Here is a 20,663-nt window from a genome sequence, read left to right as displayed (position 1 = left end):
TCCTTTTGCGGGCCCAGGTGCGCGGCCCCCGCGCGTACGGGGGCCGCGGACCGGGTTCAGGACTTGACGGCGCCTTCCATGATCCCTCGCACGATCTGCCGTCCGCCGATCAACAGCAGGACGATCAGCGGAACTGTGGCGATGAACGCACCGGCGAGCACTCGCCGGTAGATCACGTAGTTGCCGCTGGCCAGGTCGGAGAGGGCGACCATCGAGGTCGGGAAGTCGGTGCCGTTGAGCTGGATCAACGGCCATTGGAAGTCGTTCCAGGCCATGACGAACGTGAGCAGGCCGAGCACGGCGAGAGCGGGCCGGATCGCCGGGAGAACGATGTTCCAGTAGACACGCAGGTTCAGCGCGCCGTCGATGCGGGCCGACTCGACCAGCTCGTCGGGCACGGCGTGGGCGATGAACTGGCGCATGTAGAAGACGCCGAACGCGCTGACCAGCCCGGGGGCGATGACCGCGAGCAGGCTGCCGTTCCAGCCCAGTTTGCCCATCACGATGTAGAGGGCGACGATGCCGAGCTGGCTGGGCACGGTCAGGGTCAGCACGACCACGACCAGCAGCGCGTTGCGGCCGCGGAAGCGCAGCTTGGCGAACGCGAAGCCGGCCAGCGAGCAGAAGAACAGCGTGGACAGCGTGATCACTGACGACACGATCACGCTGTTGATCAGCGAGGCCGCGAAGAAGACCTCGTTGAGGGTGAACACCTCGTTGGCATTGGTCCAGAACTCGCCGCCGGGCAGGACCGACGGCGGGATCTGGGCGACGGCCTCGTCGGTGCTCGTCGAGATCACGAACATCCAGTAGACCGGGAACGCCGAGAAGAGCAGGACGAGGCTCAGGCCGACGTAGGTCAGCCAGCTCCCCCGGGTGTCCTGCGGGGCACGATTGACGTACGTCTTGGTCATCGGTCGCCTCCGATGCGCCGGGTGAGCAGGGTGTTGATGCCGGCGACGATCAGGATGATCAGGAACAGCGCCCACGACATGGCGGCCGCGTACCCGAGGTCGAGGTCCTTCCAGCCGACCTTGTAGATGAGCTGGGCGATCGTCTGGAACTGGTGGGCCGAGCCGCCGCTGGCCGACTGCGGGTTCTCGTCGAACATCATCGGCTCGTTGAACAGCTGCAGCCCGCCGATGGTCGACAGGATCACGGTGAACACCACGACCGGCTGGATCATGGGCACGGTGATCCGCCACAACTGCCGCCACGGGCCGGCACCGTCCACGGCTGCGGCCTCGTAGACGTCCCGCGGGATCGCCTGCATGGCCGAGAGGTAGAGCAGGGCGTTGTAGCCGATCCACTTCCAGTTGACCATCGTGGCGATGGCGATCCAGGCGCTCCACTTCTGCGCCCGCCAGTCGAGCGGGGTCTCCTGCCCGAACCCGACCAGCGACAGGAACCAGTTGGCCATGCCGTTGTCGCGGGCGAAGAAGATCGCGAAGACCAGGGTCGAGGCGACGACCGGGGTCAGATACGGCAACAGGATGCCGATCCGCCAGAAGGTGTTGCCGCGCAGCTTGCGGTTCAGCAGGTTCGCGATGACCAGCGCGATCAGCAGCTGCGGCACGGTGGAGAGGATGAAGATGCCGAACGTGTTGCCCAACGCGTTCCAGAAGTCCTCGTCGGACAGCAGGCGGTTGAAGTTGTCGAGGCCGGCCCAGCCGGTCAGCGTCGGGTCGTCCAGCCGCCAGTTCCGGACAGCGACGACCCCGTTGAAGATCAGCGGGAAGACGCCGAAGATCCCGAACAGGATGAAGAACGGGGAGATGAAGATGTACGGGGCGGTCTTGTTGTCGAACCGGTGGAGCCAGCTCCTGGTTCTGACGTTCTTCGGCGGCGGGGCGGGGCGATGCGACGCCGGCCGGAGCTCAGTGAGGGACACGGCCACTCCTAGGAAAGAGCGGGGCGGCCGGTGAGCCGCCCCGCCGACGAACTGAGGATCTAGGCCTTACCGGTCTTGGCGACCTTCTCGGCCTGCTTGACCGCCTCGGCCCAGGCCGCATCCGACTTGAGCCCGCCCTGCTGCACGCGGGTGATCACGTTCTCCACGGCCACGCGGGTCGGGCCGTTCTTCTTGCCCAGGTACTGCGGCTTCAGGTTGGCCGCCGTGGCCGCGAAGATCTGGCCGGTGGGGGCGTTGCTCATGAACTCCTTCTTGTAGTCCAGCACCGCCGGGTCCTTGTAGAGGTCGGGCTGCGAGGGCAGGTTGCCGACCGTCTTGAAGACCTCGATCTGCTGCGCCGGCTGGACCATCCACTTCACGAAGTCGACAGCGGCGTCAATGTTCTTGCCCTGCGACGGAACGGTCCACCACGAACCGCCCCAGTTGCCGCCGCCACCGGGGATCGAGGCGATGTCCCACTTGCCCTTCTGGTCGGGCGCGGTCTCCTGGATGTGGCCGAGCATCCACGCCGGGCAGGCCAGCACGGCGAACTGGTCCTTCTTGAAGCCCTGGTTCCAGTTGGGCTGGAAGCTCGCGAGGTTGGCCGAGATGCCGGCGTCGATCGCCTTCATGCTCACGTCGAACGCGACCTTGGGGCCGCCGTTCATCTGCAGGTTCTCCTGCTCGTCGTAGAAGCCGACGGGCTGCTGGGCGAGCACCGGGTTGAACATGTTGGTGCCGGAGTCGATGAACTTCTTGCCGGTCTTCTTGGTGTACTCCTGGCCGACCTTGATGAAGTCGTCCCAGTTGGTCCACAGCTTGGAGACGGCGTCACGGTCCTTGGGCAGGCCGGCCTTCTCGAACAGGTCGCTGCGGTAGCACATGGCCAGGCCGCCGACGTCGGTGCCGAGGCCGATCTGCTTGCCGTCGGCGGACTGCGACGCCTTCCACTTCCAGTCCAGGTACTTCGACTCGAACTCGCCGGCGCCCTTGTCGAGCAGGTTGACGAACTTGTCGGCCTGGTTGCGGAACTGGACGATGAAGCCCTCGTCGACCGCCGAGATGTCCGGGGCGCCCGAGCCCGCGACCAGCTTCTTCTGCAGGTCCTCGTGCTGCGCGTTGAACTCGCCGGAGTTCAGCACGATCTTGACGTTGGGGTGTTCCTTCTCGTACGCGGCCTTGAGGTTGTCCAGGCCCATGTCACCCCAGAACGCGACCTTCAGCGTGATCTGCTCGCCGCTGCCACCCTCGCTCTTGTTGTCGCTCTCGAGATCGCGGCCGCTGCAGCCCGCGACCACCAGGGTTGCCGCCAGGCCGGCCGCCACCACGCCCAAAGTCCGTCTCATTGGTGCCTCCAGTTACCGGAGAGATTGAGCTTGCTGAAGAACTTACTGAACCGGGTAAGTTGTGGAGACGCTAAGCCGCTCGTCGACGAGTGTCAATACCGTGTTACGACGGTGATCTGCCATCGTTGTCAGCACCTGTTAAGCAGGACGAAAAGGACTAATACGGAGATCGCTGTTTACAAAGTACGGTGTGGTCGCCAACACTTAACCGATCAATACGCGCCTCTGCCGTTCGTTGATCTGGACGCGGATCCGTGTGAGAGCGCTCTACCGATTTCGGCACCGGTAAACTCCGCCGGTAGGCTCGGCAGGGGAAAAGAGGAGACCGAGTGAAGCGGCCCACGATCGCCGACATAGCGCGGCGGGCGGGCGTGTCGAAAGGCGCGGTGTCGTACGCGCTCAACGGCCAGCCCGGCGTCTCCGAGGCGACCCGGCAGCGCATCGTTGCGATCGCCCAGGAGATCGGGTTCAACCCCAACAGCGCCGCGCGTGCGCTGTCCGGGGCCAGCGCCCGCGCCGTCGGCCTGACCCTGTCACGCCCGGCCCGCATCCTCAGCATCGAGCCGTTCTTCATGGGCCTGATCAGCGGTTTCGAGGCCGAGCTGGCCGCCCGGTCCTACGCGCTGACCCTGCAGGTCGTGGCCACCCCCGAGCAAGAGGTCGAGGTCTATCGCCGCTGGTGGGGCGAGCGTCGCATCGACGGCGTCATCGTCACCGACCTCCGGGAGAACGACTTGCGCATCCCGGTCTTGCAAAAGCTGCAACTTCCGGCGGTCGTCATCGGCGGCCCCGGCGACACCGGCAAGATCGCCCAGGTGTGGTCGGACGACGCCGGCGCGATCACCGAGACGGTGCGTTACCTGGTGGCGCTCGGCCATCGCCGGATCGCCCGGGTCAGCGGTCTGCCCGGCCTGCTGCACACCCAGACACGCACCCGGGCCTTCGAGGACGTGTGCGCCTCACTCGGCCTCAACGAGGCGCTGACGGTGCCGTCGGACTACACCGGCGAAGAGGGCGGCCGGGCGACACGCCGGCTCCTGATCGGCGCCGACCGCCCCACCGCCATCATCTTCGACAACGATGTGATGGCCGTGGCCGGGCTGGCCGTGGCGCAGGAGATGGGGCTCGCCGTGCCGGGCGACCTGTCCATCGTGGCCTGGGACGACTCTCCTCTGTGCAGCCTCGTGCACCCGCCGCTGACGGCCCTGTCCCGCGACATCGCCGAATACGGCGCGCACGCCGCCCGTGAGCTGCTGGCCGCGATCGACGGCAAGCAGGTCAGCAACGTCGAGGCGGGCACTGCCCACCTGACCCCGCGCGGGAGCACCGCACCGCCGCGGTGAACCCTCAGGCGCGGTGTGCCTCCAGGTACGCCTCGATGCGCTCGGCGGGCGCCGGCCTGCCCAGCACGAAGCCCTGCCCGTAAAGGCATCCGGCCTTCGCCGCCCGCTCGATCTGCTCCTCGGTCTCCAGCCCCTTGGCGACGATCTCGAGGCCCAGGCGGCGGCCCAGGCTGACCACCACGTCGATCACCGCCGGCCCGCTGCTCGGCGTCGTCCCGGGCGCGGTGTTGAGCAGCGAGGCGTGCAGTTTGAGCATGTCGACAGGCAGGCGCCGGAGGTGGGAGAGCGACGCCTGCCCGGCGCCGAAGTCGTCGAGCGCCGCCCGGACGCCCAGCTTGCGCAGGCCGGCCAGCGAGGCCACGATCGCGGGCACGTCCTCGGCTATCCACGCCTCGGCCACCTCGACCACCAAGCGCTCGGGCGCCACGTCGTACTGCTTGAGAATCGATGCCACCCGTTCGGGGAAGCGGGCCGTCAGCAGCTCACGCGGCGACACGTTGACCGACAGCCAGAAATCACTGTCGCCGCCCACCCAGCCGGACAGCCGTTTGCACGCCGTCTCGAGCACCCACTCGTCAAGCTCGGCGGAAAAGCCGATGTCGCGGGCGATGGGCAGCAACTCGTGCGGCAGGATCGTGCCCAGCTGCGGGTGCCGCCAGCGCAGCAGCGCCTCGACGCCGACCGGCCGCTGGTCGCGCAGTCCCACCACCGGCTGGAAAACGAGGTCGAGCTCACCCCGGTCGGCGGCACCGAGCAGCTCGCGCTCGAGGTCCATGCGCCGGTTCAGCTTCATCTCGACGTCGGGGTCGTACCACTCGACCCTGTCCAGCCCGAGCTGCCGGGCGCGGCGGCGGGCCAGGTCGGCGTGGCGGAGCACCTCGTCGGAGTCGGCACCGCCGGCCAGTTCGGCCAGCCCGATGCCGGTGTGCAGCTCGACGATCGTGCCGGGCAGCTGGTACGGCTCGGCCAGCACGGTCGCGATGCGGGTGGCCAGCGCGTACGCCAGCACGGCGCCGTCGGCGGTCAGCACCGCGAACTCGTCGCCGCCGAGCCGGGCCGGGACGTCCTCGGCGCGGAGCAGCGCGCGGATCCGGCGGGCCACCTCGATCAGCACCGCGTCCCCGGTCTCGCGCCCCCGGCTGTCGTTGATCTCGGCGAGGCCGTGCAGGTCGATCACCAGCAGGGTGCCCGGCCGGCCTGCCTGCCGCCGGTACGCCAGCAGGTCGCGCATCAGCGCCCGGCGGTTGGCCAGCCCGGTGAGCTGATCGGTGTACGAGAGCTTGTGCAGCGTCCGCTCGAGGTGCCGGCGTTCGCCGATGTCGCGTACGTGCACCACCAGCGCCGCCACCTCGGGCACGCCACGCTGGTCGGAGATCGTCGACTCGGTGTCGCGCCACAACCCGGCGCCGTCGCGCATGCGGGCCGTGAGCAGCGCGGGCGGCCCGTCGGCATGCTCACCGGCCAGCACCGAGTCGATGACGTCCTGCGCGGTCTGAACGTCGTCGGGGTCGATCAGGTCGCGGAACGTCCGGCCGACCACCTCGTCGTCGTCCAGGCCGAACAGGCGGGACGCGGCCGGCGACTGCCAGGTGATCCGCAGGTGCTCGTCGAGCACCAGGGTCAGGTCGGTGGCCCCGGCGACCAGGGAACGGAAGTGCGCCTCGGCGGTCATCAGCCGGCCCGCGTACCGCCGGATGTCGTGCACGACCAGGAGCTCGCGCAGGGCCAGCACGGCGAGCACGGCGATGCCGAGGATGATGCTGGTCGGGTCGAACTCGCGGGAGACGATCAGGTGCCAGACGGCCGCCGCCACGCCCACCGCGGCCGGCACGGCGAGCAGCGGATAGCTGGCCAAATACTGGTCGGGGTTGCGGACCTCGAGCGGCGGGGCGGGCAGGTCACGGCGGGAACCGCCCTCGGCGGTCAGGGCCAGGCCGGCCACGATGGGCAGGCCGCACGCCACCGTAGCCGGGCCACCCACTCCGGCCAGGACCAGCGTCGCGATCGCGGCCAGGCCGCCGAGCACCAGGATGGCGCCGACGCCGCACCGGACAGCCGGACGCCGGGCGGGGCCGCCGCGCAGCATGGCGACCAGGACGACGGCGATGCCGATGGCGCCGATCAGGGTCACCGGAAGACCGGCGGGGCGCGCCGCCCTTTCCGGAGTGAGCAGGTACCCGGCGAAGGACAGGCTGATGCCCAGGCCCAGGCCGTCGAAGGCGCGCCGGGAGTGCACCACCCAGCCCTCGCCCGAGCTGGGCAGCAGCAGCGTGCCGGTGGCGTAGCAGGCGGCGGCCAGCCCGAAGGCGACGGTCACCCACACGACGACGCCCGGCGGCGACAGGACCGCGACCAGCACGGCGAGGGCCGTGGCGAGCGCACCCATCCCGACAAAACCGGCGCCGCGACAGGCCACGAACGACTGGTCGGTGTGGTGGATCGAGAGCGCGGCCCGCACCAGCATCGCGCACGCCCACAGGGCGCAGCCGCCGGCCCCGGCCACGAGGGCCGGCGCCGGCGCGATGACCCCGGTCAGCCCGGCCAGCAGCACGACAGCGGCGGCAACGGGCACGACCAGCAGCCACGCTCGGCCAGTGGGCCGGGCGGCACGCGGGGGTAACGGCACGGCCACGTCGACGGACCTCGGCGATTCTCGTCGGACAGGGGGGACAGAGGAGCTGCACCGGACAACGAACGTCCCTCGAACAGGTTACGGCCGCGTGTTGCTCCCGCGCACGCCCGGATCGTCGGCTATGGACCAACGCCGCGAGAAAGCGGAGCCGCCGGCAACCGAGGGCAGCACCTGGATCTCCGAGGCGGCCGACACGGGGGTGTCGAGCCCGGTGGAGCGCCGGGCGTCCTCACCGTCCACATAGATGTTCACGTAGCGCCGGACGGCGCCCTGCTCGTCGCGGATGCGCCGGGCCAGCCGCGGCCACCGCTCGCCGACCTCGGCCAGCACCGCGCCGAGGGTGCCGGCGGCGGCGATCTCGAGGCGCGACTCGCCGCCCGCCTCGGCCCGCAGCACGCCCGGCACCAGCAGCACCGGCATCAGGCCGTCACCGCCCGCACGCTGAGCACGTCGGGCAGGTGCGACGCCACTGTCCTCCAGGTCTCGCCCTCGTCGTTGGAGGCGAACACCTCGCCGCACCGCGAGCCGAAGTAGACCCCGGCCGGGTCGTGGTCGTCGGTGCACATGGCGTCCCGCAGAACGACGGGGTAATAGGGCGGGCCGGGCAGGCCGTCCGGCTGCGGCTCCCACTTCTCTCCGGCGTCGGTCGACCGGTAGACCCGGCAGCGCAGCTCGGCCGGGTGACGCTCGCTGTCCGCGGTCAGCGGGAAGTTCCAGATCGTGCCGGGCCGGCGCGGATGAGCGACCAGCGGGAAGCCGAAATCGGACGGCAGCGTGCCGGCGATCGACTGCCAGCTGTCCCCGCCGTCGGTCGAGCGGTAGACGCCGTGGTGGTTCTGCGCGTAGAGCCGCTCGGGGTCGCCGGCGTCGCGGGCCACCCGATGCACGCACTGGCCGAACTCGGGCCACGGATCGGGCAGGAAGTACGCCTTGATCCCCTGGTTGGCCGGGGCCCAGCTCTGCCCGCCGTCGACGGAGCGGTAGACGCCGCCGGTCGACATGGCCACCAGCAACCGGGACGGGTCGCCGGGATGCGGCAGGATCGTGTGGATCGCCTGACCACCGAAACCGGCGCCCCACTGCGGGCGGTGCGGGTGCTCCCACAGGCCGCGGACCAGCTCGAACGACTCCCCGCCGTCGGCCGAGCGGAACAGCGCCGACGGCTGCGTGCCCGCGTAGACCACGCCCGGCTCGCCGGGGTGACCGGGCACGATCTGCCAGACCCGCTCGACCGCGACACCGGCCTCCGCCGGGAAGGCGATCGGAGCTTTCTCGGGCTCGTGCCAGCTCTCGCCGAGGTCGTCGCTGACGGCCACGCTCGGGCCGAAGTGGGAGTTGTCGACGGCGGCCAGCAGGCGCGGACGCGAACCGCGGGTGTCCACGCCGACGGTGTAGATCGCCGTGCCGGGGAAGTGGGCCGGGCCGACGTGCCAGGTCCGGCGTTCGTCGTCGCTCGTGGCCAGGAACAGGCCCTTCTGCGTGCCGATCGCGAGCAGGACAGTCATGCGGCCGAGTATGCGCCCTGGACCGGCGAAAGCACCGCACCGTGCGGGTGGGAAGATGAGAACGTGCGTTCCAAGCCCCTGCTTCGCGTCCGCAAGACCGGCGCCCTGATGGTCGCGGCGGTGATCGCGTTCGTCGGCGCCGTTCCCCTGGCCGGGGCGATGTGGCAGCTCACCCCGATCCTGCTGATCCCCGTCGTCGCGTTCGTCTGGGCGTGGCGGGCCGGCACCGACGTCTACGCCGACGAACTGCGGGTTCGCGCCCTCGTCGGCAGCACCCGGGTGCCGTGGCAGCGGGTCAGTGAGCTGGCCCCCGACCGCCGCGGGCAGATCTCCGCCCTGCTCGACAACGGCAACGTCATCCGGCTGACCGGCGTCACCACCGACAACCTCCCCCACGTCCTGACCGTGGGCGGGCAAGAGATCGGCCGGTCCGACCAGCCTCCCAGCTGACCTCGCTACCCTGGGGTGCGCCGCAACCTCGAGGAGGTCGAGTGATCGTGCGTTCCCGCCGGGCCCGCGCCGTCTCGGTGACGCTCGCCGCCGTGCTGGGGCTCGCCTCGGCCTGCAGTTTCGGGCCGCCCGATCCCGACCAGCAGGGGGCGCCGCCCAACCTGCCGAAACCGTCGGCCGACGCCTCGGAGGAAGCGCAGGACCCGAGCGGCGGCAGCCAGGAGGTCGCCGTCACGGTGCTGGCCAAGGGGCTCGACGTGCCGTGGGGCATGGCCTTCCTGCCCGACGGGTCGGCGCTGGTCACCGAGCGCGACACCGCTCGCATCCTCAAGGTCGGCCCCGACTCCGACGCCGAGGGCCTGACCGTCACCGAGGCGCAGCGGCTTTCCGAGGTACGCGCGTCTGGCGACGGCGGCCTGCTCGGCATCGCGGTCTCCCCGAAATACGAGACCGACAAGACGGTGTACGTCTACTACACCACCGCGAAGGACAACCGCGTCGGCAAGCTCGTGCTGGGGCAGAAACTGCAGCCGATCCTGACCGGCATACCGCGCTCGCCGCAGGTCAACGGCGGCGCGCTCGCTTTCGGCCCGGACGGTCAGCTCTACGCCGGCACCGGCGACGGCACACCGACCGGCACGCAGGCACAGAACCCGAAAAGTCTCGGCGGCAAGATCCTGCGGATGACCACGGCCGGCAAGCCCTCCCCCGGCAATCCGGTCAAGGACAGCCTGGTCTGGAGCTCCGGCCACCACAACGTGCAGGGCCTCGCCTGGGACAAGGCCAAGCGCCTGTACGCCAGTGAGAGCGGCCAGAAAAAGTCGGGTGAGCTCAACGTCGTCGTCATGGGCAAGAACTACGGCTGGCCCAAGGCCGACGGCGCCGGCAGCGACCCCAAGCTGACCAACCCGCTGTTCACCTGGCCGGTCACGGAGTCGTCCTGCTCGGGCGTCGCCGTGCTCGAGCAGACCATCGCCACCGCGTGCCTGCTGGGCAAGCGGCTCTACCTGGTCAACGTGACCGGGAACGGCACCGTGCTTGGCGTCCCGCAGCAGGCGCTGATCGGCGAGTACGGGCGGCTGCGCAGCCTGATCGCCGCGCCCGACGGGTCCCTCTGGGTCGGCACGTCGAACCAGGAGGACGGCGGCGAGCCCGGCCCCGACGACGACCGGATCGTTCGGCTGGTCTTCTCCGACGGCGGCGCGGGCCGCAGCTGAACAGTGCCACGGTGGTGGTGACCACGGTTTGACGGGCGAAAGGGCGGGGCAGGTGAGCCGACGATGACTACCCGCGAACGCCTCATGTCGGTGGTGCGTAAATTCCCGTACGCGATGGGCAAGGTCAGGCGCAACCCGTGGACCCGGCGGGTCCGGGTCACGGCCATGGTCGCCGTGATCGGGTTGGGCGGCGCGGTGATCGGCACGATGCTGTTCGCGCACGCCGACGTCGCCGTGGGGCCGTTCCGCGCCGAGATGTCGATCAGTCCCTCGGTCCTGGGCGGCACCGAGGTCGACCTGCCTCCGCTCGGCTCGCTGCACCTCGACAGCCACGACGGCCCGATCCACCTCAAGGTCAACCTGGCCGCGCTCGACCAGAGCCGCACCGAGGCGCTGATCGACGACCCCGCCGCGATCAGCCGGGCCGGCGAGAACGCTGTCGACGACGTACGAGACGGCGTGATCCGCCTCGGCGTGCGCACGATGGGCATCGCGGTGCTCAGCGCCCTGGTGCTCAGCGCGCTGATTTTCCGTAACGTGCGCCGGGTCGCCGCCTCGGGAGTCACCGCGCTGGTGGTCACCGGGGGCAGCCTGGGCCTGGCCGCGAGCACCCTGCGGCCCGACTCGATAGCCGAGCCGCGATACGAGGGGCTGCTGGTCAACGCGCCCGCCGTGGTCGGTGACGCACGCCGGATCGCCGACAACTACGGGCGCTACTCCGAGCAGCTGCAGCAGATCGTCAGCAACGTGAGCCGGCTCTACACAACCGTGTCGTCGCTGCCGGTCTACGAGCCCGCCGAGAACACCACCCGCGTGCTGCACGTCTCCGACCTGCACCTCAGCCCTCAGGCGTACGGGCTGATCCGGACGGTGGTGCAGACCTTCGACATCGACGTCGTGATCGACACCGGCGATCTGGTCGACTGGGGCAGCACGGCCGAGACAAACTACGCGTCCTCGATCCCGTCGGTCGGGGTGCCGTACATCTGGGTCCGCGGCAACCACGACTCGGCCTCGATCCAGGCCGCGGTGGCCCGCCAGCGCAACGCGATCGTGCTCGACAACCGGGTCGCCACGGTGGCCGGGCTGACCATCGGGGGCATCGGCGACCCGGAGTTCACACCGGACAAGAGCGAGACCCCGGCGGCGGAGAACGAGGGCGCCGACCCGGCCCAGTCGCCGCTGCTGCGCGCCGGAACGCAGCTGGCAGACACGATTCGCGCCTCGGACAAGCCGGTCGACATCGCCCTGGTGCACGATCCGGCCATGGCACCGCCGCTGTCCGGTGTGGTGCCGCTCGTGCTGGCCGGGCACCGGCATCAGCGCTCGGTGGAGCTGCTGCCCGCGCCCGAGCCTGCGCCTTCGGCCTCACCCGCGCCGGCGCCGTCGGCCGCGGACGGGGCCGCCCTCCCGACCCGGCTCATGGTCGAAGGGTCGACCGGGGGCGCGGGGCTGCGCGGGCTCGAAAAGGAGGAGCCGACGCCGTTGAGCCTGTCGGTGCTCTACTTCGACGAGAACCGGCAGCTCAAGGCGTACGACGACATCAGGCTGGGCGGCACCGGGCAATCCAACGTGGAGATGCAGCGCAACGTGATCGGGGCGAAGCCCGAGGAGGTCGTCACTCCGTCGGGCTCGCCCGCTCCGCCGCGCTGACGGCTCGGTCCTCGCCGGCCCCGCCGCCCGATTTGACACTTCTATCAGGAAGCCCCGAGGCGCTCCAGGATCAGGTCGCGGACCGTCTTCGCGTCGGCCTGGCCGCGCGTGGTCTTCATGACCGCGCCGACCAGCGCGCCCGCCGCGGCCACCTTCCCGTCACGAACCTTGGCCGCGATGTCCGGGTTGGCCGCGATCGCCTCGTCGACGGCCTTGGCCAGCGCACCAGTGTCGGAGACAATGCCGAGACCGCGGGCGCTCATGACGGCGGCCGGGTCACCCTCGCCCGCCACGACGCCCTCGAGCACCTGCCGGGCCAGCTTGTCGTTGAGCTTGCCCTCGTCGACCAGTTTCTGCAGCTCGGCCACCTGGGCCGGGGTGGCCCCGACGGCCGGCAGCTCGACGCCGGTCTCGTTGGCCCGGCGCGCCAGCTCACCCATCCACCACTTGCGCGCGCCCGCGGGCGAGGCCCCGGCGGCGATGGTCTCCTCGATCAGCTCGACCGCGCCCGCGTTCGCCACCGACTCCATGTCGATCGCGCTGATCCCCCACTCCTCCCGCAGCCGGGCCCGCTTGCTGCTCGGCTTCTCGGGAAGGGCGGCCTTGAGCTCAGCGACCCACGCCTTGTCGGGCGCGATCGGCACGAGGTCGGGCTCGGGGAAGTAGCGGTAGTCGGTCGCCGTCTCCTTGGAGCGGCCGGGACGGGTGTCGCCGGTCGTCTCCTGGAAGTGGCGGGTCTCCTGGAAGATCCGGGTGCCCTCGTCCAGCAGCGCGGCCTGCCGGATGATCTCGGAACGGACGGCGCGTTCGACCGAGCGCAGCGAGTTCACGTTCTTCGTCTCGGTGCGGGTGCCCCACTCCTCACCCGGCTTGTTGAGCGAGGTGTTCACGTCGCAGCGCAGCGAGCCCTGCTCCATGCGCACGTCGGAGACGCCCAGCGAGCGGATGATGTCACGCAGCTCGGCCACGTACGCCTTCGCGACCTCGGGGGCCAGCGCACCCAGCCCAGGCACCGGCTTGGTGACGATCTCGACCAGCGGAATGCCGGCGCGGTTGTAGTCGACCAGCGACTCGGTGGCGCCGTGAATGCGGCCGGTCGCGCCGCCGACGTGCAGGCTCTTGCCGGTGTCCTCCTCGAGGTGCACCCGCTCGATGCCGATGCGGTACTGCTTGCCGTCGACCTCGACGTCGACGTAGCCGTCCACGCACAGCGGCTCGTCGTACTGCGAGGTCTGGAAGTTCTTCGGCATGTCGGGATAGAAGTAGTTCTTCCGCGCCATGCGGCACCACTCGGCGATGTCACAGTTCAGCGCGAGCCCGATGCGGATGGTCGCCTCGATGCCGGCCCGGTTGGCCACCGGAAGCGCGCCCGGCAGCCCCAGGCAGACCGGACAGACCTGCGTGTTCGGCTCGGCGCCGAAATCCGTGCGGCAGCCGCAGAACATCTTGGTGGCCGTGCCCAGCTCGACATGCGTCTCAAGCCCGATGACCGGCTCATAACGCGAGACAGCATCCTCATAGGCAGGCAGCGCGGTGGTGGTCATGCGGTCGCCTCCAGCGTGGGTGGGGTCAGCGTGCCGACGGTGGACTCCAGGGCTGCGGCGACCCGGTACATGCGGTCGTCGGCCATGGTGGGCGCCATGATCTGGAAGCCGACCGGGAGGCCCTCGGAGAGGCCGCACGGGACCGAGATCGCGGGACCGCCGTACAGGTTGGTCGGGATCGTGAAGAGGTCGGCCAGGTACATCTGGTACGGGTCGCTCGTGCGCGAGCCGAACGGGAACGCCACGAACGGCGTGGTCGGCGAGACCAGCACGTCGACGCTCTGCCAGGCGGCCTCGAAGTCGCGCGTGATCAGCGTACGGACCTTTTGCGCCTGTCCGTAGTACGCGTCGTAGTAGCCGCTGGACAGGGCGTACGTGCCCAGGATGATGCGCCGCTTGACCTCGGGGCCGAAGCCGGCGTCGCGGGTCAGCGACATGACCTCTTCGAGCGAGCGGCTGCCGTCGTCGCCCGTACGCAGGCCGTAGCGCACGCCGTCGAAGCGGGCCAGGTTGGACGAGGCCTCGCTCGGGGCGATCAGGTAGTAGGCCGGCAACGCGTACTGGAAGTGGGGGCAGGAGACCTCGACGATCTCGGCGCCCAGCTTGACCAGGGCTTCCAGCGACTCATGGAACGCGCTGACCACGCCCGGCTCGGAGCCGTCCCCCGCGAACTCCTTGACCACGCCGAGCTTGACGCCGCTCAGGTCGCCGGTGGCGCCGAGGCGGGCCGCGCCGACCACGTCGGGCACCGGCTGCGGGATGGAGGTGGAGTCGCGCGGGTCGTGGCCGGCGATCACCGAGTGCAGCAGCGCCGCGTCCTCGACGTTGCGGGCGCAGGGGCCCGGGGTGTCGAGCGAGCTGGAGAACGCGATGAGGCCGTAGCGCGAGGTGCCACCGTACGTCGGTTTGGCGCCGACCGTGCCGGTGACCGCGCCGGGCTGACGGATCGAGCCGCCCGTGTCGGTGCCGATGGCGAGCGGGGCCTCGTACGCCGCGAGGGCCGCCGCGCTGCCGCCGCCCGAACCGCCGGGGATGCGGCCGAGGTCCCACGGGTTGTTGGTCGGCCCGTACGCGGAGTATTCCGTGGAGGAGCCCATCGCGAACTCGTCCATGTTGGTCTTGCCGAGCATCACCGTGCCGGCCGCGCGCAGCCGCTCGACCAGCGTCGCGTCGTACGGCGGGCGCCAGCCCTCGAGGATCTTGGAGGCGGCCGTGGTGGGCACGCCCTTGGTCGCGATGACGTCCTTGACGGCGACGGGCACACCGGCGAGCGGGCCGGTGACCTCGCCGGCGTCGACCCGGGCGGCGGCGGCGAGCGCGCCCTCGCGGTCGACGTGCAGGAAAGCGTGCACCCGATCGTCGACGGCGTCGATCCGGTCGAGGTGGGCGGTGGCGACCTCGACGGCCGAGGTCTGCTTGTCGGCGATCGCCTTGGCGAGCTGGGCCGCCGACATCTTCGTCAGGTCAGACACGGCGGTCAGTCCTCCTCAGCCAGGATCTGGGGCACCCGGAAACGGCCCTCGTACGCGTCGGGGGCGCCGGACAGCGCCTCTTCCTGCGTGAGGCTCGGGACGGGCACGTCGTCGCGATACACGTTGGTCAGCGGCACTGAGTGCGACGTCGGCGGGATGTCGTCGGCGGCCACGTCACCGATGTGGGCCACGGACTGCAGGATCACGTCGAGCTGCCCCGCGAACCGGTCCAGTTCGTCCTCGGTCACGGCGAGCCGCGACAGGCGCGCGAGGTGCGCAACCTCTTCGCGGGAGATGGCGGCCATCCTGCCCCTACTTTCTGTCAATGCTGTCGCTGACCGTACGAGTCTATTTCGCCCGCGGTTTCGCCCGACGCCCGGGACAGCCCCCGCCCACCCGACCCCAGCCGCTCGACCCTTCCACTCTTCCGGCCACTCGACTCCTCCAACCGCTCGGCTCCCAACTGCTCGACTTCCCCGGCCGCTCAGCTCCTCCGGCCACTCGGCGCCCCAGCCACTCCACGCCCCCACGGCTTGACTCCCCGCCGCTCGGCGCCCCTGGGCGTTCGGCTTCCAGCCGGTCGATTGGTCCGCTCGCGGGAGCGTCGCTCGGAAGAGGTAATTTATGGTTAATGAGCGTTTGGCGGCTCATGCCGATTTGATAACGGCGAGTCCGTTTAGCGGTTAATCGCCCATGTGGATCTATCGTGAGAACGATCGGATGATCGAGGCCATGGTGGAGGTCGCATGGACGCCGCACGCCCCCGCGACCCCGCGGCGAGCGACTCCGTCCCGCGCCCGGTCCACGACGACCGCTGCCCGGACGCCGGCGAGCCCGGCCCGGCGTACGTCAGTGGGCCCGAGCCGACGTACATCGACGAGCCCGAACCCGCGTACGACCGCGGACCCGAACCGACGTACGGAGATCGCGGCGAACCGACGTACGAGCGCGGGCCCGAACCGGCATGCGAGCGCGGGCCCGAACCGACGTACGGAGATCACGGGGAACCGACGTACGGGAATCGGCCGGAACCGGCGTACGGAGATGAGCCCGAACCGGCGTACGGGGATCGGGCCGAGACGGCGTACGGGGAGAGTGACCGCGACACGATCATCGTGGCGCGGCGTCGGCGGGAGTCGCGGGACGAAGCGCAACGCCGCGCCGAACGCACCGAGCGAGCTCGCCGCCGCCGGGCGCTGATCGTCACCACGCTGCTGGTCGTGGCGGTCGACGCCGGGCTGTGGGCGCTCGACCGGCCGGCTTTCGTCGCGCTGCCCGCCGCGTACTGGCTCATGGGTTTTCTGGCAGTGATCGTCGACGCGCGGCCTTACGTGGTGGCCGACCGCCGCGCCAGTGAGGTCATCCTCCCGTCCATCTGCTTCACCTTCGCCATCGCGTTGGCCTGGGGTTACGGACCCGCCCTGGCCGTTCAACTGGTCGCGGTGACCGTGGCCGGCATCCGCCTGCGGCACACCGCGCAACGCATGCTCCACCTGGCCGTGCAGCACGCCGTGGCGCTGGGCGCGGCGTGCCTGATCGTGTCCCTGGTCTCGCTGCGCATCGGCCCCGGCCCGGACTGGGGTGACGCGCTGCTGACCGTGGCGGCGGCCAGCGCGTGGATCGTCGCGCGTTACGGATTGTCCGCGCTGGTCGCCCGGTCGATGGCCGACCGGCCGGAACGGCTGCAGCGGCTACGGCGGCTGCGCCGGTTCGGGGTCGAGCTGCTCGCCACGGCCGCGCTTCTGCTGCTCGGGCCGGTGGTGCTGGCGACCGCACAGGTCGGGCTGGCCTTTGTGCCGCTGGTGCTGCTGGCGTTGCACGCGGTGCACCGGATGGTCCGCTCGGCCGGCGAGTTCGAGCGGGCTTCCCGCCTGGACGCGCTGACCGGGCTGCCCAACCGGCGGGCGCTGCACGCGGCGGTGTTGTCGCAGCCCCCGGGGCGACGGCTCGCGCTGCTGCTTCTCGACCTCGACCGCTTCCGTACGGTCAACGACGCCCTCGGCCACGGGGTCGGTGACCGGCTGCTGGCCGAGGTGGCGCGGCGCCTGGCCGAGGTGGTGCCCGCGCACGACCTGGTGGTGCGGCTCGGTGGCGACGAGTTCGCTGTGCTGGCCACCCGGGTCGACGGTCCGGCCGCCGCTCGCCGCATCGCCGAGCACCTGGCCGAGGCGCTCAACCGGCCGTTCGCGCTGGACGGCACGCCGCTGGACGTGACCGCCTCGATCGGGATCGCGCTGCAGCGGGAGCCGGGCGGGGACAGCGCGACGTTGCTGCGGGAGGCCGAGGCGGCCATGTACGACGCCAAGCAGCGCGGCGACCAGTTCGCGATCTACGGCCCGGATGCCCCGCACCACACGCCGGACCGCCTGACCCTGCTGGCCGACCTGCGGCACACGCTGCGCGCCGACGCGCCCGACGACGGGATCATGCTCTTTTACCAGCCGCAGATCGCCATCGCGACCGGCGAGGTCGTCGGCGTGGAGGCCCTGCTGCGCTGGCGGCATCCGGAACGCGGGCTGGTCGGGCCGGAGGAGCTGATCCGGGTGGCCGAGCCGACCCCGGTGATGCGGCTGCTCACCGGGCGGGTGCTGCACGACGTGGTGGCGCAGCTGGCCGAGTGGCGCGACGCGGGCCGGCCCTTGCGGGCGGCGGTCAACGTCAGCGTGCGCGACCTGCACGCGGGTGACATCGCCGATCGCGTCGACGACCTCTTGCGCCGGTACGACATCTCGCCCGACCTGCTCCAGCTGGAGATCACCGAAAGCGCGCTGATGGCCGATCCGCACCGGGTCCTCAGCACGATCACGCGCCTGGACCGGATGGGCATCGCCATCTCGCTCGACGACTTCGGCACCGGCTATTCGTCGTTGCAGCATCTGCGCCGCCTCCCCCTGGCCGAGGTGAAGATCGACCGCTCGTTCGTCCTGGGCATGGCGACCGACCACGGCGACGCCGCGATAGTCCGGTCGGTCATCGATCTGGCCGAGGCGCTGGGCCTGCGGGCGGTGGCGGAGGGTGTCGAGGACGAGCGCACCTGGCGTCTGCTGGCCGAGGCCGGCTGCCACGCGGCCCAGGGATGGTTCCACGCCCGCCCGATGCCGGCCGACGAGCTGGCCGACTGGCTGGCCCGTTATCGCCCGCTGCGCCCCACGGTGGCCACGCCCACCCAGTGACCTCGGCCTGCCTACTCACCGAACTCGGCGACCTCGCGCGCCGCGTCCGGGCCGTCGGCCAGCAGCACCGCGAAACCCTCCTCGTTGAGCACCGGCACCTTGAGCGACAGCGCCTTGTCGTACTTGCTGCCGGGGTTGTCGCCGACCACGACGAAGGCCGTCTTCTTCGAGACCGAGCCGCTCACCTTGCCGCCGCGCGACGTCACCGCCTCGGTGGCCTGATCGCGTGAATGGGTGGCCAGTGTGCCGGTGACGACGATCGTCAGGCCCTCGAGCGGCCGCGGACCCTCGTCGACCCGCTCGTCGGCCATCTTGACCCCGGCCTCACGCCACTTGCTGACGATGTCGCGATGCCAGTCGACGGAGAACCACTCCCGCAGACTGTCGGCGATCGTCGGCCCCACACCCTCCACCGTGGCCAGCACGTCGGGCTCGGCCTTCGCCTTCTTCGACACCTTGCCGCCATCGGAACCGGGCTCGCTGGATCCGGCCTCTGTCTCGGCCGCCGGCGTTTCTGATGCTGGGGCGACCACCGACGAGTCACGGGCAGCGGACTCGACCGCTGCGGCTTCCTCTTTGCTGCCGGGGGCAGCGGCCACGACCGCCTCGATGGCCTCCATCGAGCCGAACTGGCGGGCCAGTGCCTGCGCCGCGGTCGGGCCGACGTGGCGGATCGACAGCGCCACCAGCACGCGCCAGAGCGGACGGTCCTTGGCCCGCTCAAGGTTCTCCAGCAGCTTCACCGCGTTCGACCCCAGGCTGCCGTCCTGGTTGACGAAGAACGGCGACCGGCGCAAATCATCCTCGGTGAGCGAGAACAGGTCGCCCTCGTCGCTGATCACGCCGGAGTCGAGCAGGGCCTGCCCCGCCTTGTAACCCAGCACCTCGATGTCGAACGCCCCGCGCCCGGCGAGGTGGAACACGCGCTCGCGCAGCTGCGCCGGGCACGACCTCGTGTTCGGGCAGCGGATGTCGATGTCGCTCTCTTTCGCCGGCGCCAGCCTGGTGCCGCAGGCCGGGCAGTGCGTCGGCATCACGAACTGGCGGGCGTCGTCGGGGCGCAGGTCGATCACCGGGCCGAGCACCTCGGGAATCACATCGCCCGCCTTGCGCAGCACGATCGTGTCGCCGATCCACACGCCCTTCCGCTCGACCTCGCGCGCGTTGTGCAGCGTGGCCAGCGCCACCGTCGACCCCGCCACCCTCACCGGCTCGAGCACGGCGAACGGCGTGACCCGCCCCGTACGGCCGACGTTGACGTCGATGTCGAGGAGCTTGGTCGTGACCTCTTCCGGCGGGTATTTGAAGGCGATCGCCCAGCGGGGGGCCCGCGAGGTCGACCCCAGCCGGCCCTGGATCGCCACGGAGTTGACCTTGATGACCACGCCGTCGATCTCGTGCTCGACGTCGTGCCGGTGCTCGCCGTAGTAGGCGATGTAGTCGTTGATGCCGGCCAGGTCGTCGACCAGCTTCCACCGGTCGCTCGTGGGCAGGCCCCACTCCTTCAGCGCCTCGTAGGCATGCGACTGCGACGTGGGCGTGAACCCGGCCCGCGCGCCGATACCGTGCACCACCATGCGCAGGCCCCGCGAGGCGGTGATGCGCGGATCCTTCTGCCGCAGGCTGCCGGCCGCGGCGTTACGCGGATTGGCGAACGGGGCCTTGCCCTGCTCGACCAGCGACGCGTTGAGATCGGCGAACGCGGAGACCGGGAAGTAGATCTCGCCGCGGACCTCGAGCAGGTCGGGCGGATTGTCACCGGCGAGGCGCTCGGGGATCTCACGGATCGTGCGCACGTTGGACGTCACGTCCTCGCCGGTACGCCCGTCACCGCGAGTGGCGCCGCGGACCAGCCGCCCTTTCTCGTACGTCAGGTTGATCGCCAGACCGTCGACCTTGAGCTCGCAGATGAACTCGGCCGGACCGCCGGCGTCGCGCAGCGTGCGCTCGACCCAGCCCGCCAGTTCCCCGTCGTCGAAGACGTTGTCGAGCGACAACATGCGCTCGGCGTGCTCGACCGGGGTGAACAGGGTGGAGAACGTGCCGCCGACATTCTGCGTCGGGGAATCGGGGGTGCGCAGCGCCGGGAACTCGGTCTCGAGCTCCTCGAGCTCGCGGAGCAGCTTGTCGAACTCGGCGTCGGAGATCGTCGGCGAATCGAGGACGTAGTAGCGGTATTGGTGACCGCGTAACTCGTCGCTCAGCTCGGCGTGCCGGGCGCTGGCCTCCGGGGTCGGGTCAAGGCCTGCGGCCGCCTCCTGCTCGGCAGTGGGCTGCGCATCCACGATCTCTTCAGACACCGGAACCTCCGCGTTCGAGAACTACCCGGAACGGTAGTCGTCACCCCCGACATTTTCGGTGCTGGGCGCGCGCCTGCGCGGCGTTGTCCACAGGCCGAAGTTGTCCACAGGGGGTCACGCGAAGATCGGCGAAATCT

15 protein-coding genes are annotated in these 20,663 nt (G+C 70.5%); 5 read left to right on the top strand and 10 right to left on the bottom strand.

Annotation, left to right across the window (positions count from 1 at the left end; translation table 11 throughout):
• Positions 1-56: 56 nt before the first annotated feature.
• The 3 genes from C8E87_RS21360 to C8E87_RS21350 are packed head-to-tail and all read right to left on the bottom strand — an operon-like array spanning position 57 to position 3,237.
• A complete protein-coding gene (locus C8E87_RS21360; protein WP_133874737.1) occupies positions 57-914 on the bottom strand; it encodes a carbohydrate ABC transporter permease in 858 nt (285 codons plus the stop codon).
• The gene (locus C8E87_RS21355) at positions 911-1,891 is read right to left on the bottom strand and encodes a carbohydrate ABC transporter permease (protein ID WP_133874736.1); all 981 of its coding nucleotides are present in this window, start codon (positions 1,889-1,891) and stop codon (positions 911-913) included. The genes C8E87_RS21360 and C8E87_RS21355 overlap by 4 nt, the downstream gene beginning before the upstream one ends.
• A 59-nt stretch (positions 1,892-1,950) precedes the next feature.
• On the bottom strand, positions 1,951-3,237 hold the full coding sequence (locus C8E87_RS21350; protein WP_133874735.1) for an ABC transporter substrate-binding protein: 1,287 nt from the start codon (positions 3,235-3,237) through the stop codon (positions 1,951-1,953).
• Between the two features lie 329 nt (positions 3,238-3,566).
• On the opposite strand from C8E87_RS21350, the gene C8E87_RS21345 reads away from it, so the two are divergent.
• Positions 3,567-4,580, top strand: a complete 1,014-nt coding sequence (locus C8E87_RS21345; protein WP_133874734.1) for a LacI family DNA-binding transcriptional regulator — start codon at positions 3,567-3,569, stop codon at positions 4,578-4,580.
• Between the two features lie 4 nt (positions 4,581-4,584).
• Here the strand turns inward: C8E87_RS21345 and C8E87_RS21340 are convergent, their stop codons facing one another.
• The 3 genes from C8E87_RS21340 to C8E87_RS21330 all read right to left on the bottom strand — a co-directional run bounded on the left by C8E87_RS21340 (position 4,585) and on the right by C8E87_RS21330 (position 8,717).
• A complete protein-coding gene (locus tag C8E87_RS21340) occupies positions 4,585-7,212 on the bottom strand; it encodes a bifunctional diguanylate cyclase/phosphodiesterase (RefSeq protein ID WP_243755154.1) in 2,628 nt (875 codons plus the stop codon).
• Positions 7,213-7,290: 78 nt separating this feature from the next.
• Positions 7,291-7,632, bottom strand: coding sequence for a MoaD/ThiS family protein (locus C8E87_RS21335; RefSeq protein WP_133874733.1), 342 nt, complete (start codon positions 7,630-7,632; stop codon positions 7,291-7,293).
• Positions 7,632-8,717: a WD40/YVTN/BNR-like repeat-containing protein gene (locus C8E87_RS21330; RefSeq protein ID WP_133874732.1), complete on the bottom strand. Its 1,086-nt coding sequence runs from the start codon at positions 8,715-8,717 to the stop codon at positions 7,632-7,634. Before C8E87_RS21330 ends, C8E87_RS21335 begins: the two co-directional genes overlap by 1 nt.
• Positions 8,718-8,780: 63 nt before the next feature.
• Here C8E87_RS21330 and C8E87_RS21325 point away from each other — a divergent pair, with 63 nt between their 5' ends.
• The 3 genes from C8E87_RS21325 to C8E87_RS21315 all read left to right on the top strand — a co-directional run bounded on the left by C8E87_RS21325 (position 8,781) and on the right by C8E87_RS21315 (position 12,037).
• Positions 8,781-9,167: a PH domain-containing protein gene (locus tag C8E87_RS21325; RefSeq protein ID WP_239079845.1), complete on the top strand. Its 387-nt coding sequence runs from the start codon at positions 8,781-8,783 to the stop codon at positions 9,165-9,167.
• Positions 9,168-9,208: 41 nt separating this feature from the next.
• Positions 9,209-10,384, top strand: coding sequence for a PQQ-dependent sugar dehydrogenase (locus C8E87_RS21320; protein WP_239079844.1), 1,176 nt, complete (start codon positions 9,209-9,211; stop codon positions 10,382-10,384).
• 63 nt (positions 10,385-10,447) lie between these two features.
• Positions 10,448-12,037 (top strand): metallophosphoesterase family protein, encoded by a 1,590-nt coding sequence (locus tag C8E87_RS21315; protein ID WP_239079843.1) that lies wholly within the window; start codon positions 10,448-10,450, stop codon positions 12,035-12,037.
• 44 nt (positions 12,038-12,081) lie between these two features.
• On the opposite strand, the gene gatB is transcribed toward C8E87_RS21315, so the two are convergent.
• From gatB to gatC, 3 genes are read right to left on the bottom strand one after another with little or no spacing between them, the layout of a single operon-like run.
• Positions 12,082-13,581, bottom strand: coding sequence for an Asp-tRNA(Asn)/Glu-tRNA(Gln) amidotransferase subunit GatB (gatB, locus tag C8E87_RS21310; protein ID WP_133874731.1), 1,500 nt, complete (start codon positions 13,579-13,581; stop codon positions 12,082-12,084).
• Complete coding sequence (gene gatA, locus C8E87_RS21305; protein ID WP_133874730.1) at positions 13,578-15,053, bottom strand: Asp-tRNA(Asn)/Glu-tRNA(Gln) amidotransferase subunit GatA; 1,476 nt, start codon at positions 15,051-15,053, stop codon at positions 13,578-13,580. The genes gatB and gatA overlap by 4 nt, the downstream gene beginning before the upstream one ends.
• A 5-nt stretch (positions 15,054-15,058) precedes the next feature.
• Positions 15,059-15,358, bottom strand: a complete 300-nt coding sequence (gene gatC, locus C8E87_RS21300; RefSeq protein ID WP_133874729.1) for an Asp-tRNA(Asn)/Glu-tRNA(Gln) amidotransferase subunit GatC — start codon at positions 15,356-15,358, stop codon at positions 15,059-15,061.
• A 441-nt stretch (positions 15,359-15,799) separates the two neighbouring features.
• Between gatC and C8E87_RS21295 the strand changes: the two genes are divergently transcribed.
• Positions 15,800-18,226, top strand: a complete 2,427-nt coding sequence (locus tag C8E87_RS21295; RefSeq protein WP_133874728.1) for an EAL domain-containing protein — start codon at positions 15,800-15,802, stop codon at positions 18,224-18,226.
• Positions 18,227-18,237: 11 nt separating this feature from the next.
• On the opposite strand, the gene ligA is transcribed toward C8E87_RS21295, so the two are convergent.
• On the bottom strand, positions 18,238-20,526 hold the full coding sequence (gene ligA, locus C8E87_RS21290) for an NAD-dependent DNA ligase LigA (protein ID WP_133874727.1): 2,289 nt from the start codon (positions 20,524-20,526) through the stop codon (positions 18,238-18,240).
• Positions 20,527-20,663 lie beyond the last annotated feature (137 nt).

Origin of the sequence: Paractinoplanes brasiliensis (assembly GCF_004362215.1) — a bacterium.
GTDB classification, from domain to species: Bacteria; Actinomycetota; Actinomycetes; order Mycobacteriales; family Micromonosporaceae; genus Actinoplanes; species Actinoplanes brasiliensis.
The sequence above is the reverse complement of the archived record's forward strand: the minus strand, read 5'-3'. Positions and strand labels throughout refer to the sequence as shown.